Genomic DNA, 14918 nt, shown 5'->3' with positions numbered 1-14918 from the left:
CGCCGCTCGAACGCGGGCCGACCCGAACACCCGCACCGGCCGACGCAGCCGATCGAGATCGTCAGTAGCCCAGCCGATCTCGGCGAACCACGGACACGGCGAATGCTGCCGCCCACCGGCGGCTCACCAGTACGGCTCGGGCGCAGGCGAACCCGCACACGATCGGCACCTCGCCGACGATGATCGGGATCGGTCCGGGGAAGATCATGGCCCTGAGCGCGCCGACGACGGTGAGTGCCGCGAGCCGACACCTGCCAGCCGATGAATGACCGCCACCATGTTTCCCGCCGCATCGTCGGTACGGGACATCCGCGCGGTGGCTCGATCGATGCGCGCCGCGCTGCGCGACGGCGCCGTCGGTCGGTCGGTCGGTCGGTCAAGGCTCGGACCCGGTCGGCACCGAGCGCGCGGCGGCCGGGACCAGGAGCACGCCGGGTTCTGAACGGCCCGTGGCCTGCTCGATCAAGCGGGTGAGTGCGGACAGGCCGACCGAGCGGTCCCGCCACACACCGTGATCGGGGGAGCCTGCCGAGTAACGACAGCACGGCCGCGCCGAAGATCTCGCGTCGCCCGGTCGAACCGCTTCGCTCGCTGGTCGACAAGGCCGCGGCCGCGGCTCCCTAGCCGGTGGTCGCGCGTGGCAGGCAGGCCGCGGACGTGGCGCGCAAGCGGCCCGCCGGGTCGCGGCGCTCGCGGCGGTCGTCGTCCGCTACCGTCCGCGTCAGCGCGCGCCTACTCGGCAATGCGCCCAGCAGGTGCGTCAGCGCGAGGACCCGGATCGCGAGGCGGCGTCTGCGCCGGGCCGACCTGCCGGGCAACCTTCGTGGACCTCTCGCGCAACGGCTCGAAGCAGTACTGCCCGACACTGCGCACACCGAACCAGCGGCGCGGCCTACCGAAGCCGGCGCAGCCAGCGTTGACCGCAAAGACTCACAGCCGAATGGTGCTCTGCATTTCTACCAGGGTGCCCGACGAACCCGGGGTGATGCGGACGACGTCCATCAGCGCTCGCATCATCGTTATCCCTTGCCCGCGAAACGCTTTCGGTTGGTGAACCGGCGGCTTCCAGCTTCCGGTATCGCGGACGGTGATGATCACATCGTTCCGGGCGATCATCGACCGCAGATGGATACGGTCACCGTCGGCGTGACCGGCGTGCTCGATAGAGTTGGAGCACGCTTCACTGACGGCCAGCACGATGTCGCCGCTCTGATCGGGCCCCACCGCCGTGTGCGCCAGCCAGTCGCGCAGCGCATCACGCACCACCGCCAGTTCGGACACGACAGGGGCGAAGCTGAGCTCGAGCGGACTCGGCACACGCACAGACGGTGCACTGGACTGAAGTTGTAGCGTGTCGTCGACACGTGCGGGGTGGCGGTCATCGGTCATCGTCTCGACTCTGACCTCCGTTCTGTCATCGAGGTTGTGCTGGTCACGCCGGCTGCCTCGGCATGTTCCCGGGCAACACTGAAACGGGCTATACCCACCTCAGGGATCAGGTAACCGGATGTCTACCGCATCACGCAAGCCAGGCCGGCGAAAGACAGTGGTGCTCACGGGATCCGCACCAGGTCTCGGGCTCAGCGTGTCACGGCGTCGAGGTTCCAGTGACTAAAGTGACCTGCGGTGGATGTTCAGCAACGAGCATGTCACCGCTTGTCGGTGACGCCTCTTGCACGGTGTCGGGGCGAGTCACGTTCCACCGGGCCGAGAATCGGCCAGAGCGAGGATGAGATGACGGACACGGCGGCTTCCGCCCGAAGCGGACGGAAGCGGGCCTCGGCAGTCGCGGATCAGGTGGAGTTGCGGCAGCTACTGGCTGGATTGACGGCGGTGCGCGACGGCGATTTCGGCACCCGCTTGCCGACCGAGGACGACGGGCTGCTCGGTGAGATCGCAACGGTGTTCAACGGCATGGTGGATCAACTCTCGCTGTTCACCTCGGAGGTGACTCGCGTCGCGCGCGAGGTCGGCACGGATGGCCGGCTCGGCGGTCAGGCGGAAGTGCCTGCGGTGTCGGGCACTTGGAAAGATTTGACCGACTCGGTGAACGCGATGGCGGGCAATCTCACCAGTCAGGTGCGTGACATCGCCCAGGTCGCCACGGCGGTGGCGCGAGGTGATCTGTCGCAGAAGATCGATGTCGACGCCCGCGGTGAGATCTTGGAGTTGAAGAGCACCGTCAACACGATGGTCGATCAGCTGTCCGCCTTCGCCGACGAGGTCACCCGGGTGGCGCGAGAGGTGGGCTCGGAGGGCCGGCTCGGCGGCCAGGCCGAGGTGCCCGGCGTCGGCGGGGTGTGGCGCGACCTCACCGACTCGGTGAACTTCATGGCGGGCAACCTGACCTCCCAGGTCCGCAATATCGCTCAGGTGACGACTGCGGTAGCGCGTGGCGATCTGAGTCAGAAGATCACCGTCAGTGCGCGCGGTGAGATCCTCGAACTGAAGAACACCATCAACACGATGGTCGATCAACTGTCCTCGTTCGCCGACGAGGTCACCCGAGTCTCCCGCGAGGTGGGCACCGAGGGCCGGCTGGGTGGTCAGGCCGACGTCAAGGGTGTCTCCGGAACCTGGAAGGACCTCACCGAGTCGGTCAACGTCATGGCCGACAACCTCACCGCCCAGGTTCGCTCGATCGCGCAGGTCACCACCGCCGTCGCGGGTGGTGATCTGAGTCAGAAGATCCGGGTGGACGCGCGGGGCGAGATTCTCGATCTGAAGGAGACCATCAACACGATGGTCGATCAGCTGTCCGCCTTCGCCGACGAGGTCACCCGCGTCGCGCGCGAGGTCGGCACCGAGGGCAACCTCGGCGGGCAGGCGACGGTGCGTGGCGCATCGGGTACGTGGAAAGACTTGACCGACAACGTCAACGTCATGGCGTCCAACCTGACCCATCAGGTGCGCTCGATCTCTCAGGTCGCCACCGCGGTCGCGCGCGGTGACCTGAGTCAGAAGATCACGGTGGAGGCGAAGGGCGAGGTCGCGGCGCTGGCCGGGGTGATCAACACGATGGTCGATACCCTGTCCGCCTTCGCCGACGAGGTCACTCGCGTCGCGCGCGAGGTCGGCACCGAAGGCATGCTCGGTGGGCAGGCCCGCGTACCGAACGTCGCGGGCACGTGGAAAGACTTGACCGACAACGTCAATTCCATGGCGAACAACCTGACCAATCAGGTCCGCAACATCGCCCAGGTCACCACCGCGGTCGCGCAGGGAGACCTGACCCGCAAGATCGATGTGGACGCGCGCGGTGAGATTCTCGAGCTGAAGACCACGATCAACACGATGGTCGATCAGCTCTCCGCGTTCGCCGCCGAGGTCACCCGGGTCGCTCGCGAGGTGGGCTCGGAAGGCCGGCTGGGCGGTCAGGCGGAGGTCGAGGGCGTATCGGGAACGTGGAAGCGATTGACCGAGAACGTCAACGAGCTGGCGGGCAACCTGACCCGTCAGGTCCGCGCGATCGCGGGGGTCACCAGCGCGGTCGCCGAAGGTGACCTGACCCGCTCCATCACCGTCGAGGCCTCCGGCGAGGTCGCCGAGCTCAAGGACAACATCAACTCGATGGTGGAGTCACTGCGCGAGACCACCAAGGCCAACCAGGATCAGGACTGGCTCAAGACCAATCTCGCCCGCATCTCGAGTCTCATGCAGGGCCAACGTGACCTGCACGTGGTCGCCGAGCTGATCATGGACGAGCTCGCGCCGCTGGTCGGCGCCCAATTCGGCGCGTTCTATCTGGCCGACGACACCGCCACGCAGGCGGAGGTACGGCTGATCAGCTCCTACGGCAGCCCGCAGGGACCCGACACTCCGTCGCGTTTCACCTTCGGCCAATCGCTGGTCGGGCAGGCCGCCCGGAGTCGCCGCACGATCGACGTGGACAACGTTCCCGGCGACTACCTCACGATCTCCTCGGGACTGGGCCAGACCTCGCCGGTCAACCTGCTCGTACTGCCGATCGTGGTCGAGGAGCAGGTGCTCGGGGTGATCGAGCTGGCCTCGCTGCATCGCTTCACCCGGATTCACCGAGACTTCCTCGACCAGTTGATGGAGACGGTGGGCGTCAACGTCAACACCATCGTCGCCAACGCCCGCACCGATGAACTGCTGGGCGAATCGCAGCGGTTGACCAGCGAATTGCAGGCCCGGTCGCAGGAATTGCAAGTGCGCCAAGAGGAATTGCAGCGGTCCAATGCCGAGCTGGAGGAGAAGGCGGCGCTGCTGGCAATGCAGAACCGCGACATCGAAACCAAGAATCTCGAGATCGAGCAGGCCCGCCAGGAACTCGAGACCCGGGCTCAGCAGCTCGCGCTCGCCTCGAAGTACAAGTCCGAGTTCCTGGCCAATATGAGCCACGAGTTGCGCACGCCGCTGAACAGCCTGCTGATCCTCGCCCAGCTGCTCGCGCAGAATCCGGCCCGTAATCTCACCCCCAAGCAGGTGGAGTACGCGGGCATCATCCACTCGGCGGGATCGGATCTGCTGCAGCTCATCAATGACATCCTCGACCTGTCCAAGGTCGAGGCGGGCAAGATGGATCTGACCCCCGAGCGCGTCCCGCTGCGCAAATTGCTGGACTACGTCGAGGCCACCTTCCTGCCGATGACGACCCAGAAGCGACTGGGATTCCGGGTGACGACCGCGCCGGGTCTGCCCGTCGATCTGCTCACCGACGACTCGCGATTGCGCCAGGTGCTGGGCAATCTGCTGTCCAACGCCGTCAAGTTCACCGAGACCGGCTCCGTGGAGCTGCGGATCAGCCCGGCCGAGCCCGAGCGAGTGCCTGCGACGGTGCGGCGATACGGTCCCGCGCTCGTGTTCGAGGTGATCGATACCGGTATCGGCATCGCCGAGCATCAGCTGGAGTCGATCTTCGGCGCCTTCCAGCAGGCCGACGGAACGACCAGCCGCAAGTACGGCGGCACCGGACTGGGTTTGTCGATCAGCCGCGAGATCGCCTACTTGCTCGGCGGCGCCATCATCGCCGACAGCGCACTCGGTCACGGCAGCACCTTCGCGCTGTATCTGCCGATCGCGCGGCCGGATTTCCAAGAGGCCATCACCCAGAACTCCACCGATGTGCCGCGGATCGAGGGCGGTCCCGAGCGCGCGGTGTCCCCGGTCGCGCCGCCACGGCAGCGCAGGCTGCTGGTCGTGGAGGAACGACCGCAGGGCCTGTTGTCCCTGGTCGCGCAGAGCGCGGTGGCCGACCTCGCCGACGGCAACGACCCGCGTGGTCCCGTACAGATCGTCACCGCGGCCGGTGAGGAGGAAGCCGTGTCGGTGATGGCCGTCGGCGCGTACCACTGCGTGGTACTGGAACTGGACATGCCCGGCAACGCCGCGCTGCGGTTCTTGGCGACGATGGCCGGCGACGCCGCCTTGCGTGGCGTCCCCGTGCTGGCGCACAATCGCAGGCTCGACGCCGAGCAGGAGCGTCTGCTCCAGCAGCACGCCGCCGACCAGCCCCTCGAACTGCTGTCGAGCCTGGACGAGCTGCGGGAACGGATCGTGTTGCACGTCACCGCCGAGGCGCCCGGTGATGTGCTTCCCCTGGTGCGCCACGAGGAAGCACCGGCCGCCGCGCCGCAGCGCTCCGACGGCAAGCTCGCCGGGCGCACCGTGCTCATCGTCGACGACGACGCCCGAAACCTGTTCGCGCTCAGCAGCATTCTCGAACTGCACGGCGTCAACGTGCTGCACGCCGAGAACGGGCGCGAGGGCATCGACACCCTGCTCGCTCGACCGGAGACCGACCTGGTCCTGATGGATGTGATGATGCCGGAGATGGACGGCTACACCGCCACGGTCGCCATCCGGGAGATGCCGCAGTACGAAGCGCTGCCGATCATCGCGGTCACGGCCAAAGCCATGCTGGGCGATCGAGAGAAGAGCATCGCCTCCGGCGCCAACGACTACGTCACCAAGCCGGTCGACGCGGACGCCTTGCTCGCGTGCGTCCAGCATTGGCTGGGCGTGTGATGACCGCCTCGGACAGCTACGATCCGCCGCCGGCCACGGGCGACGGTAGCACGGCAATGGGCGACGGTAGCCCGGCCGCGGGCGCCGTGGTCGAGCGTCTCGCGGCCACCGTGGAGCGGCTGCGCAGGCAGATCCAGCAGGCCCAGGCCAGCGCCGACGGTCGCGCGCTGATCGAGTTGGCCAAGGGAGTGCTCGTGGAGCGGCTGCGGTGCGGACCCGCGCAGGCCGCCCGCCAGCTCGACCTCCTCGCCGCCCGCGCCGGGGTCTCGCCGGTCGAGCTCGCCGCCGATCTGGTCAATCAGACCGCGCGCGACCAGGTCAGCGTCGTGGTGGAGGAGTTCCTCCTGCGCACCGCCGCACCGGGCGACTCGTCCGCGGCGGTGCGGTTGCGCACCGCCGAGAGCGGATTGCTCGCCGCCGGTGACACCCACCGCGTCGCGCAGTCGGTGCTCGAACACGCGCTGGCGCCGTTGGGAGCCACCGCGGTGGCGATCTGGTCCGCGAGCGCCGACGCGTCGCTGTCTCTGCTGGGTTACGCGGGCATCAGCCCGCAGGAGGCCGAGCGGTGGCATTACGTGCCGCCCGGTGTGGCGACGCCGGCGCGGCGAGCCCTGGTGGAGCGAGACGCGATCTGGATCGAGGACTCGAGCGTGTCCTCGCTGCCCTCGGTCGGTGACAGCATGGGTGCCCGCGCGGCGATCCCGGCGGGCACCGGCGGCAGACTGCTCGGCGTGTTGGAGGTGTGCTGGCCGCGACCGCTCGAGCCACAGCCGCCCCGGATAACGCGCCAACTCGAGGCGCTCGCCGAACTCTGCGCCCACGCCCTGGAATCGGACCTGGCCACCGCCCGGGGATCTCGGGGAGCAGAGCCTGCCGACCTCGTACGGCTGGCGGACAGCCTCTTCGATCCGGCACTGGTGCTGGTGCCGCACTTCGATGCCGCCGGCACGCTCGCCGATTTCCGTATCCACCATGTCAATACGTGCTTCATCGACCTTGCCGGTCGTCCGCGCAGCCTGGTCGACGGCGCGTTGCTGCTCGAGGCGTATCCGATGGCCGCGGGCGAGGGCAAGGTGTTCGAACGCATCGAGCACGTCTTCGCCACCGGCGAGACCTATCGCACCTACAACACGTCGCTGACCGAACTCGTCGACGAGGTGCCGCTGACCGTCTCGGCCGCCCTCAGCATCAGCTGTCACGGCGACGCCGTGCTCATGGTGTGGCGGCTGGAGGACGAGACCATGCGGCTCGCCGAGCTACTGCAGCACGCGCAGCGCCTCGGCCGGGTCGGCGGGTTCGAGGAGAAGACCGACACCGGCGAGATCACTTGGAGCAGACAGCTTTTCGACCTATACGGGCTGTCGCCGGCCGCCGACCCGATCCCCCTCGGGCAGCTGCTCGACCACGTCCACGACGATGATGTCGAAGCGGTACGTCCCTTCCTGCTCACCCTGCTCCAGTACCGCACCTCGGCCTCCACCACCTTCCGCTTGGTGCGGCCCGACGGCGTGACCCGCCACATCCGGGTCATCGCCGAACCGGTGCTGGACCCGGCGGGAAACATCCGTGCCATTCGCGGCGCGTACCAGGACATCTCCTCGCAGCACTGGACCGAGGTCGCCCTCTCGGCAACACGAGATCGGCTCGAGCACACCGAGTTACACGCCGCCGAGCAGAGCCGGCTGGCTCGACAACTCCAGCAGGCGATCATGCCCGCCGCGCCGCCCTCCATCGATGCGTTCGGGCTGCGTATCGCCGTGCGCTACCGGCCGACCGAGCAGGACCACCTCGTCGGCGGCGACTGGTACGACGCCATGGTGCTGCCCTCCAAACAGATTCTGGTCTCCGTCGGTGACATCGCGGGCCACGGCATCACGGCCGCCACCGGAATGGTGGTGCTCCGCAACGCTTTACGCGGACTCGCCGCCACCGGAGCGGGGCCGGGGCAACTGCTGGAGTGGCTGAACCTGGTGGCCCACCACCTCACCGAGGACACCTACGCCACCGCGGTCTGCGGCCTCTACGATCCGCAGACCCGCGTACTACGCTGGGCGCGCGCGGGCCACCCGGCGCCGGTACTGGTGCGCGCCGGCCAGGCCACCCTGCTGCCGATGCTCGACGGAATACTCCTCGGCGCGGTCTCGGAGACCACCTACGAGGAAGGTGAACTCCAGCTCGAGACCGACGACACCCTCGTGCTCTACACCGACGGACTGATCGAACGTCGCGACCGGAACCTGGACGAATGCGTGGACCGGCTCCTGGCCGTCTCGGCCCGCTTCACCGGCAGCCTGGACGACCGCCTCGACAACCTCCTCGACCACAGTGACGCCAACACCGACGACGACACCTGTGTGGTCGGGATACAGGTGGGCGCAGGACCGGCGACACCCAGCAGCCGCTGACCGGTGTGTGTTACTCCCCGCCGCGGGCACCACGCCCCCTCCGGCGGCACTGACCGCGGTGTGGACGAGACTTCTCGGCGCGCGGTGAAGGATAGCATGCCGAGCCCATACCACGTGCGCCACAACGTAACTCGCGGGTTTCGCCGATCGCGGATCCACTGCGATCGAGCGAGCCGCAGGGAGAACCGGTCGGGCTCGAGATAGTGGGGTGTCCGACTATCCGACGACGACCACGCTCGGTGCCGAGCCAACGGCGAATACAGTGACTCGCCGTCCGCAAGGTCTGTGCCCCAAGGCTTTCCGGGCACGAGCGTGCGTGGGCGCGACGATCGGGCAGCCTGCTCTCACCTGCGGGCCGCGGTGTCGGAGGGCAATTCGCCGAAGCGGTCGTGGTATTCGCGGGCGAAGCGGCCCAGATGGGTGATGCCCCATCGATAGGCGATCGTGCCGATCTGGTCGGTGGAGCCGAGGATGTCCGTGCGTATCCGCTCGAGCCGCAGGTTGCGCAGGTAGGACATCGGAGAGAGGCCGAGCCGATCGCGGAATGCCGATCCGAGGGTGCGCGGGCTGCAGTCGGCGGCCGCGGCGATGTCGCCGAGGCCGATGTGCTCGGCGAGGTTCGCGTCGATGAACGCCAGGGCCGCGCGCAGCGAACGTGGGTAGCTGGGTTGTGGACCGTCACGCAGTTCGTCGGTGTGCGAATGCGGCTGGGCCAGCAGCAGCGCGGTGGCGATGCACCGGAGCTGGCTTCGCAGCAGCTCCGGACGCTGGAACAGCGGATCCTCCGAATCCAGTTGCTCCACAAGGGAACGCACCAGCAGTCGCACGGCGCGGCCCTTGGGTTTGGCCAAATCGAGCCCGAAGTCGAAACGCACCGTCGACACCGGCGGATGCCCGGTCAGCGCGGCGAACTCCTGATCGACCAGGGCGGCGTCGATGCGCAAACCCAGAAACCGGGTTCCGGCGCCCAGCGGCCGCAGCTCCTGGGTGTCTCCGGGGTTGACCACGCCCGCCGTCGCCGAGTCCAGGGTTGCCCGCAGGCTCCCCCGGGTGGCCTCGATCGTGCCCGCGACTCCGATATTGACGAAGTAGGACCGGCGCCCGGCCGCCGAGACCACGCGCACGTCCAGCGGCGAGGCGAAGTAACCGGCCGCGAAGTCGTCCGCACTGACACCGCGCAATTCATGATCGCCATGGCACAGACCATCCAAAGGCGAGGTCGCGATCGAACCACCGAACAGCCGAGTCGCCGCATTGAGCAGATCGACCGGGTTCTCCGACTTGGTGATGAGGAAGTTGTGCAGCGGCGCCGTCACGGCGTTTCACCTCCCGTGGGTCGCCCGCCACGGCGTCCGGATCGCCGGGCGGGCGGCGTTGATCAGTATGTCACCGCGCGGTCGTCGGCCGTGCCGCGCTGGATCAGCACGTCACCGGGTCGCGGCACGGCCTCGTCGGTACCGGCGACGGCCACTTCCGACACGCCCCGGTGTAGGCGGATTCCTTTCGGTGCGAACGCTTACAGCGGTGGGGCGACGAACAGCCCGCGGTCGATGTCGTTGTGGGACTTGGCGGCGATGAACTCGTTCATCTCGTCGGCCGTGCCCCACTGATCCGCGTTGGCCGGGTCGCGCAGGTCGTAGAGGTGCGGGTGCCAGGTGTCCTCGTCCAGGATCTCGAGCTCGGTCGTGTATTCCACGGTGTTGCCGGCCCGGTCCAGGTAGTAGCTGAAGGAGTTGTCACCCGCGCGGTGTCGGCCCGGCCCCCAGAGTCGCTCGATGCCCAGGCGCCGCATTCTCCCGGTCCCCCGCATGTACTCGTCGATGCCGCGCATCTCGAAGGACGCATGGTGGAACGCCGCGTGCGGTCCCCGCACGATGCCGAAGCTGTGGTGAAAGTTGTTGCAGCGCAGGAACCACATGATCTCGCGGCTGCTGCCCAGGCACATGGTGTCGGAGAGCCGGAACCCCAGATTCCGGATGTACCAGGCGACCGTCGCCTCCGGGGTGGGCGAGTTCATCAGCACGTGCGACAGCCGCACCGGAACGGGCTCGCGGGCCTCGATCCTGCGGTGCCGCCGCGGCGTGACATCGGCGGAGACCTCCACGACGCGACCCTCGTTGTCGAAGAAGCGCACCGCGTAGCCGCCGCCGGGCGTGTCCAGCGGTTTCGGTTCGTGCACCAGTCGCACGCCCTGGGCGATCAGCCGCGCGGTCAGCGTGTCGACATCGGCGGCGGTGGCCGCGCCGAAAGCGAGTAGGTCGGTGCGCTTTTCGGCGTCCGCGCGCAGCCGCACCACGTACTGTTCCGGGGAGCCCTCGGCCGCCAGGAACGAGACCTCGGCGTCGTTGGCGGTCTCCGTCAAACCCCATGTCTCGGTATAGAATTGGCGCTGCTCGGCGAAGTTCGGCATCGCGATGTCGACGTGCCGCAGATGGGTGATCAAGGTATGCACCGTGTACTCCTCAGTGGGTCGGGTTAGTCGAGTCGCTCGGTCAGCCAGTCGACGACGGTCTCGAGCACGGGTCCGTGGCCCATGTGACCGCCGGGGAACATCCGCGCGGTCTTGGGGCTGCCGTGCTCGAGCGCCAAATACAGGTCCGCCGAGGCGTTTTGCTGATCGTCCTTGCCGTTGACCAGCAGCAGCGGGCATGACGGCTGATCGAGCACCCCTTGGTCGAGCAGGGACAGCTCCGGGCAGCGGGCGACGTAGTCCTCGAAGCTGTTGCCGCCGAAGATGCGTGCCCGCGCGGGCATGAGGTCCATCAGGTAGGACGAGGCATTGCGGCTGCGCTCCTGCCATTCGGCCTGGAATGTCAGATGGATGCCGCCACCCCAGTTGACCGCGGCGGTCAGCTGATCGCGATGGGTGTGGGCGAGCTTCATCGCCCAGTAGCCGCCGAAGGAAAAGCCGAGCGCCGCAACACGTTCGGAGCACAGGTCCGGCTGCTCGCGCAGCCAGGCGAAGACCGGATCCCACTGTCGCTCGGCATCGCGGCTCGCCTGTACCGGCGACTGACCCACCCCCGGCTTGTCGATGTGCAGGGTCGCGAACCCGCGCTCGCGCAGCATCCGGCCGCGCGCGTAGGTCTCCTCTTTCCACACATCGATCCCGCCCCACATCATCACCACCGGCGGCCGCACCACCGCCCCGGCCGGGCGCGCTACGAAGAATCGCACCACATCGCCTTCTCCGGCACGCGCGTCGAAGGGCAACTCGACGTGCCGTACCGGCGTGCGCTCCAGCACGGACACCCGCCCGAAGTACTCCACGGCCCGGTCGTACGCGTGCAGCTTGGCCGGGTGCAGCGGAGCGGGATAGCGGCCCAGGAACGCGAATTGGTATGCCTGCCACCAGTTTTCCAGCGCTTGCTCGCGATCGCCGCTCGCCTCGGCCTGGCCCGCCCTGCTCGCGAACTCCTCCGCGCCGGAAAGCCAGTGCTCCGCCCAGGATTCGGGGTCGGTGCCGGGGAGCGTTTCGATATGTCGCGCGGCGGCATCGTGATCGATGGCGTTGAACGGGTTCTTGCGGAGCGCGAGGTGTTCGCGCAGCCACTGCTGCGACTCGGGCAGGGTCCGGGTGGATGTAGCGGACATCGGTGCCTCCATTTCGTCTGTGCCGGTTAGAGTTAGGCGGGTGCGGCCATCTGCCGATGGCAGGCGGAAACCAGTGGATACGCCTCGCCGTGACGCTGCGCCTGTTCCAGGCCCGAGATCCGCACCGAGGTCTGCACCAGCGAGCGGCACCGCGGCGCGCGCCGGGCGACGAACGCCGCGACGCCGCGTTCAACGGTCGAGTGGCACTCCAACTCCTCGGCCAGCACGAGCCCGTCCTCGATGGCCAGGGCAGCGCCGCTGGCCATCTGCGGCGCGGGCGCGTGCGCCGCATCTCCGATGACGACGCAGTTTCCGCGGTGCCAAGCGCCGGTCAGGAAGGTGGTCTTGACCGGTCGGCGCACCACCGAGTCGCACGCGGATACCAGCGGGCGCAGTTCCTCCACCCGGCCGGGGAAGACCGTCAGCAACTCGGCCAGCCGCGACGCGAGTTCGGTGTCGGGCAACGCATTCGGCGGCACGCCGTTCTCGGTCAGGAACACATAGGCGCGGCTGCCCGAGATAGGCACGAGCCCGGCCGTGTGGACTGTGCCGGCGAACTGGTGGATACCCGTAGCCCAGTCCGGGCGCGGCACCAGTGCCCGCCACACCATCTGCCCGAGATAGTCGACCGGCGCCTCGAAACCCAGCAGATCCCGCACCGAGGAGCGGATTCCGTCCGCGCCTACCAGCACGGCGACCCGCCGCTCCGTCCCGTCCGACAATCGCACGTCGACCAGATCTCCCTGCGGCGCAATCGAAGTGACGGTCACGCCGTGGTGTACCACCACCCCGCACCGTTCGGCCTCCTCGAACAGGATGCGGTGCAACTCGGGACGAGCGATGCCGGCCATCGCCGGACGCCGCGCGCCGATCAGCCGCGGCAACTCCACCTGGTCCGTCACCGCGCCGTCGACGTTCACATGGGTGATCACACTCATCCCGTACCCCTCGGCCAGACACGCGTCCGCCAAGCCCAGCGCATGCAGGGCGCGCAACGACGGACCGGTCAGGCACAGCCCCCATCCGGTCGTCGCACGATCCCGACCGGCCTCGATGATCTCGACCCGCCACCCCCTGCGGGCCAAGGCGGCGGCCGCCGTCAGCCCGGCGACGCCCGCGCCCACGATCAACGCCGACCGCATACCGCGGAACATGTTCATAACCAACTCCTGAGCGACGATTTCACCGGAACGATAGGAGCGGCCAAGCCCTTTCGTTATCCGGATCAGGCGGGGATCATCCACTCCGGGCAACGGGCTTCCCCTTACCGACCGGACGCGTCATCGCCGGAGACGGAGACGTGCGCAGGTTCGGTCCCCGGGATCCAGCACGCCGACAGCGCGGTATCGGTCACCGTCGTTGAAGGTCAGCGGCTCAGGCGAATCGAGAATCGGCGACATCGAAGCCGGGTGCCACGATGCGACCTGATCGGCGCGAACTAGTCCACCGATGCGTTCGGAAATCCGCTGCGTACCAACAAATCTGGCATCGAAAAACTCGTGGCGGCCGACTCACTACGCAAATCCACCCGTTGCACCGGCCTTCCGCGCCATTGGTCATCGAGTCGCGCACCTCGCGCCGGCGGTAGCCGACGCGTGGCGTGGCCGACGATCCGATCCGGTCGCTCTAACCGAAATCGCTTGTGCCTGCGATGCGTTCGGTGTCCTTACCGAACCCCGTCAGCACGCGTTCGGCCTGGTCCATCATGTCCCGGACGATCTGTCCGGCGGGTTTGACCTCACGGATGAGGCCGACGCCCTGCCCCATCAGCCACGGCATCTCCTCCCAGTCGGCCACGGTCGCGGGTGTGGGCGGCAGGGCATTGAACTTGCGCAGCACGGTCTTCTCGCCCTGGAACACGGTGGTGCCGACCTGTTCCAGCGCGTCGCGGTCTGCGGGTATCTCCTCCAGCCGGTCGTCCCATTCGGCCACCACGCGGTCGCGCTGCACCCGCATCGGGTTGAACTGCGGCCACTCCGGGCCGAAGACCGAGCTGCGGACGGTGTCCTCCCCGCGGGCCGCGACGAGACGGCGATGATGCTCGAGATGCACCTGAGCCTCCGCGGAGGCGACCAGCCGGGTTCCCACCCACACACCGTCGGCGCCCAGGCACAGGGCCGCGGCGACCTGACGCCCGTCGGTGATCCCGCCCGCGGCCAGTACCGGCACCCGGCCGCCGACCGCGTCCACCACGGCAGGCAGGCCCACCATAGTGGGCAGGCCACCGTAGTTGTGCCCACCGGCCTCCCACCCTTGCGCGACAACAACATCCACGCCGTCGTCGATGGCGCGTCCGGCCGCCTCGGCCGAACCGACCTGCTCCCACATCGACACTCCGGCCGAGCGCAGCTGCGCGAGCTGGTCGGCGGGCGGATGCCCCCAATGAAAGGAGACGATCGGCACCCGTTCCTGGGCGCACAGGTGAACCTGCTCGGCGGTATCGAAGTACGAGATCAGGTTGATGTTGAACGGTGCCGATCCGACGCGCTGCCGGACCTCGTGAATCAAGCGCCGTAGTTCCTCCGCCGGCAGCAGGGCGGCTCCCACCGCGCCGATGCCTCCCTCCGCCGTGACCGCCACCGCCAGATCCGCGGTACCGCCCGCGAAAGCCATTCCGGCACAAGCGAATGGATACCGAATAGCGAACTTTTCGGTCAACCGTGTGGACAGCACGCTCATAGCTGCAACCCTTCATCCTGACGGGCGAGTGACCCCCCGGCAAGTGACGAAGTTCGTGTTGCAGCACCGACAGTTCCCCAGTGTTGTTCTGCGCAAGGAGATCTCGGGCTCGGCAGCGGCTGTGATGCCGCGGGTTCGATGCATTCCAGTATGCGCCGCCGCGGCACCCGGGGGTACCGAATTCGAGTTCGAAGACGGGCGACGCCCCCACGCGAACCGTCGCATTCGGCACCCGCAGCCGGCCGCGTT

The 14918-nt window shown here is 68.0% G+C and carries 10 protein-coding genes; 2 read left to right on the top strand and 8 right to left on the bottom strand.

The window, feature by feature from the left end:
- Nucleotides 1-61: 61 nt before the first annotated feature.
- From ON39_RS49470 to ON39_RS43435, 3 genes are all read right to left on the bottom strand, one after another.
- Nucleotides 62-208, bottom strand: a complete 147-nt coding sequence (locus ON39_RS49470; RefSeq protein WP_157195648.1) for a hypothetical protein — start codon at nt 206-208, stop codon at nt 62-64.
- 412 nt (nt 209-620) lie between these two features.
- Entirely contained in the window at nt 621-818 is a 198-nt protein-coding gene (locus ON39_RS49810; RefSeq protein WP_040742936.1) for a hypothetical protein, read from the bottom strand.
- 112 nt (nt 819-930) lie between these two features.
- A complete protein-coding gene (locus tag ON39_RS43435) occupies nt 931-1389 on the bottom strand; it encodes an ATP-binding protein (protein ID WP_083895071.1) in 459 nt (152 codons plus the stop codon).
- Nucleotides 1390-1734: 345 nt separating this feature from the next.
- Between ON39_RS43435 and ON39_RS43430 the strand changes: the two genes are divergently transcribed.
- Together ON39_RS43430 and ON39_RS43425 are read left to right on the top strand one after the other, a co-directional pair.
- Nucleotides 1735-5991 (top strand): HAMP domain-containing hybrid sensor histidine kinase/response regulator, encoded by a 4257-nt coding sequence (locus ON39_RS43430; RefSeq protein ID WP_040742933.1) that lies wholly within the window; start codon nt 1735-1737, stop codon nt 5989-5991.
- Nucleotides 5992-6047: 56 nt separating this feature from the next.
- Complete coding sequence (locus ON39_RS43425) at nt 6048-8396, top strand: SpoIIE family protein phosphatase (protein WP_051187883.1); 2349 nt, start codon at nt 6048-6050, stop codon at nt 8394-8396.
- Between the two features lie 344 nt (nt 8397-8740).
- Here the strand turns inward: ON39_RS43425 and ON39_RS43420 are convergent, their stop codons facing one another.
- The 5 genes from ON39_RS43420 to ON39_RS43400 all read right to left on the bottom strand — a co-directional run bounded on the left by ON39_RS43420 (nt 8741) and on the right by ON39_RS43400 (nt 14669).
- Nucleotides 8741-9712 carry a helix-turn-helix transcriptional regulator gene (locus ON39_RS43420; protein WP_040742931.1) on the bottom strand — a complete coding sequence of 324 codons (972 nt, stop codon included), beginning with the start codon at nt 9710-9712 and terminating at the stop codon, nt 8741-8743.
- Nucleotides 9713-9912: 200 nt separating this feature from the next.
- Entirely contained in the window at nt 9913-10848 is a 936-nt protein-coding gene (locus tag ON39_RS43415; protein ID WP_040742929.1) for a VOC family protein, read from the bottom strand.
- A 23-nt stretch (nt 10849-10871) separates the two neighbouring features.
- Nucleotides 10872-11990, bottom strand: coding sequence for an alpha/beta hydrolase family protein (locus ON39_RS43410; RefSeq protein WP_157195647.1), 1119 nt, complete (start codon nt 11988-11990; stop codon nt 10872-10874).
- Nucleotides 11991-12022: 32 nt separating this feature from the next.
- Nucleotides 12023-13150 (bottom strand): FAD-dependent monooxygenase, encoded by a 1128-nt coding sequence (locus ON39_RS43405; protein ID WP_040742928.1) that lies wholly within the window; start codon nt 13148-13150, stop codon nt 12023-12025.
- A gap of 466 nt (nt 13151-13616) precedes the next feature.
- Nucleotides 13617-14669 carry an NAD(P)H-dependent flavin oxidoreductase gene (locus ON39_RS43400; RefSeq protein ID WP_051187875.1) on the bottom strand — a complete coding sequence of 351 codons (1053 nt, stop codon included), beginning with the start codon at nt 14667-14669 and terminating at the stop codon, nt 13617-13619.
- Between the last annotated feature and the right edge of the window lie 249 nt (nt 14670-14918).

The organism is Nocardia tenerifensis NBRC 101015, from assembly GCF_000308715.1.
Lineage (GTDB): Bacteria > Actinomycetota > Actinomycetes > Mycobacteriales > Mycobacteriaceae > Nocardia > Nocardia tenerifensis.
This window is presented reverse-complemented; position numbering and strand designations above follow the sequence as displayed.

Coding starts and splice junctions, on each gene's coding strand:
- ON39_RS49470 (WP_157195648.1), bottom strand. CDS start 208: ATGATCTTCCCCGGACCGATCCCGATCATCGTCGGCGAGGTGCCGATC.
- ON39_RS43435 (WP_083895071.1), bottom strand. CDS start 1,389: ATGACCGATGACCGCCACCCCGCACGTGTCGACGACACGCTACAACTT.
- ON39_RS43430 (WP_040742933.1), top strand. CDS start 1,735: ATGACGGACACGGCGGCTTCCGCCCGAAGCGGACGGAAGCGGGCCTCG.
- ON39_RS43425 (WP_051187883.1), top strand. CDS start 6,048: ATGGGCGACGGTAGCCCGGCCGCGGGCGCCGTGGTCGAGCGTCTCGCG.
- ON39_RS43410 (WP_157195647.1), bottom strand. CDS start 11,990: ATGTCCGCTACATCCACCCGGACCCTGCCCGAGTCGCAGCAGTGGCTG.
- ON39_RS43405 (WP_040742928.1), bottom strand. CDS start 13,150: ATGAACATGTTCCGCGGTATGCGGTCGGCGTTGATCGTGGGCGCGGGC.
- ON39_RS43400 (WP_051187875.1), bottom strand. CDS start 14,669: ATGAGCGTGCTGTCCACACGGTTGACCGAAAAGTTCGCTATTCGGTAT.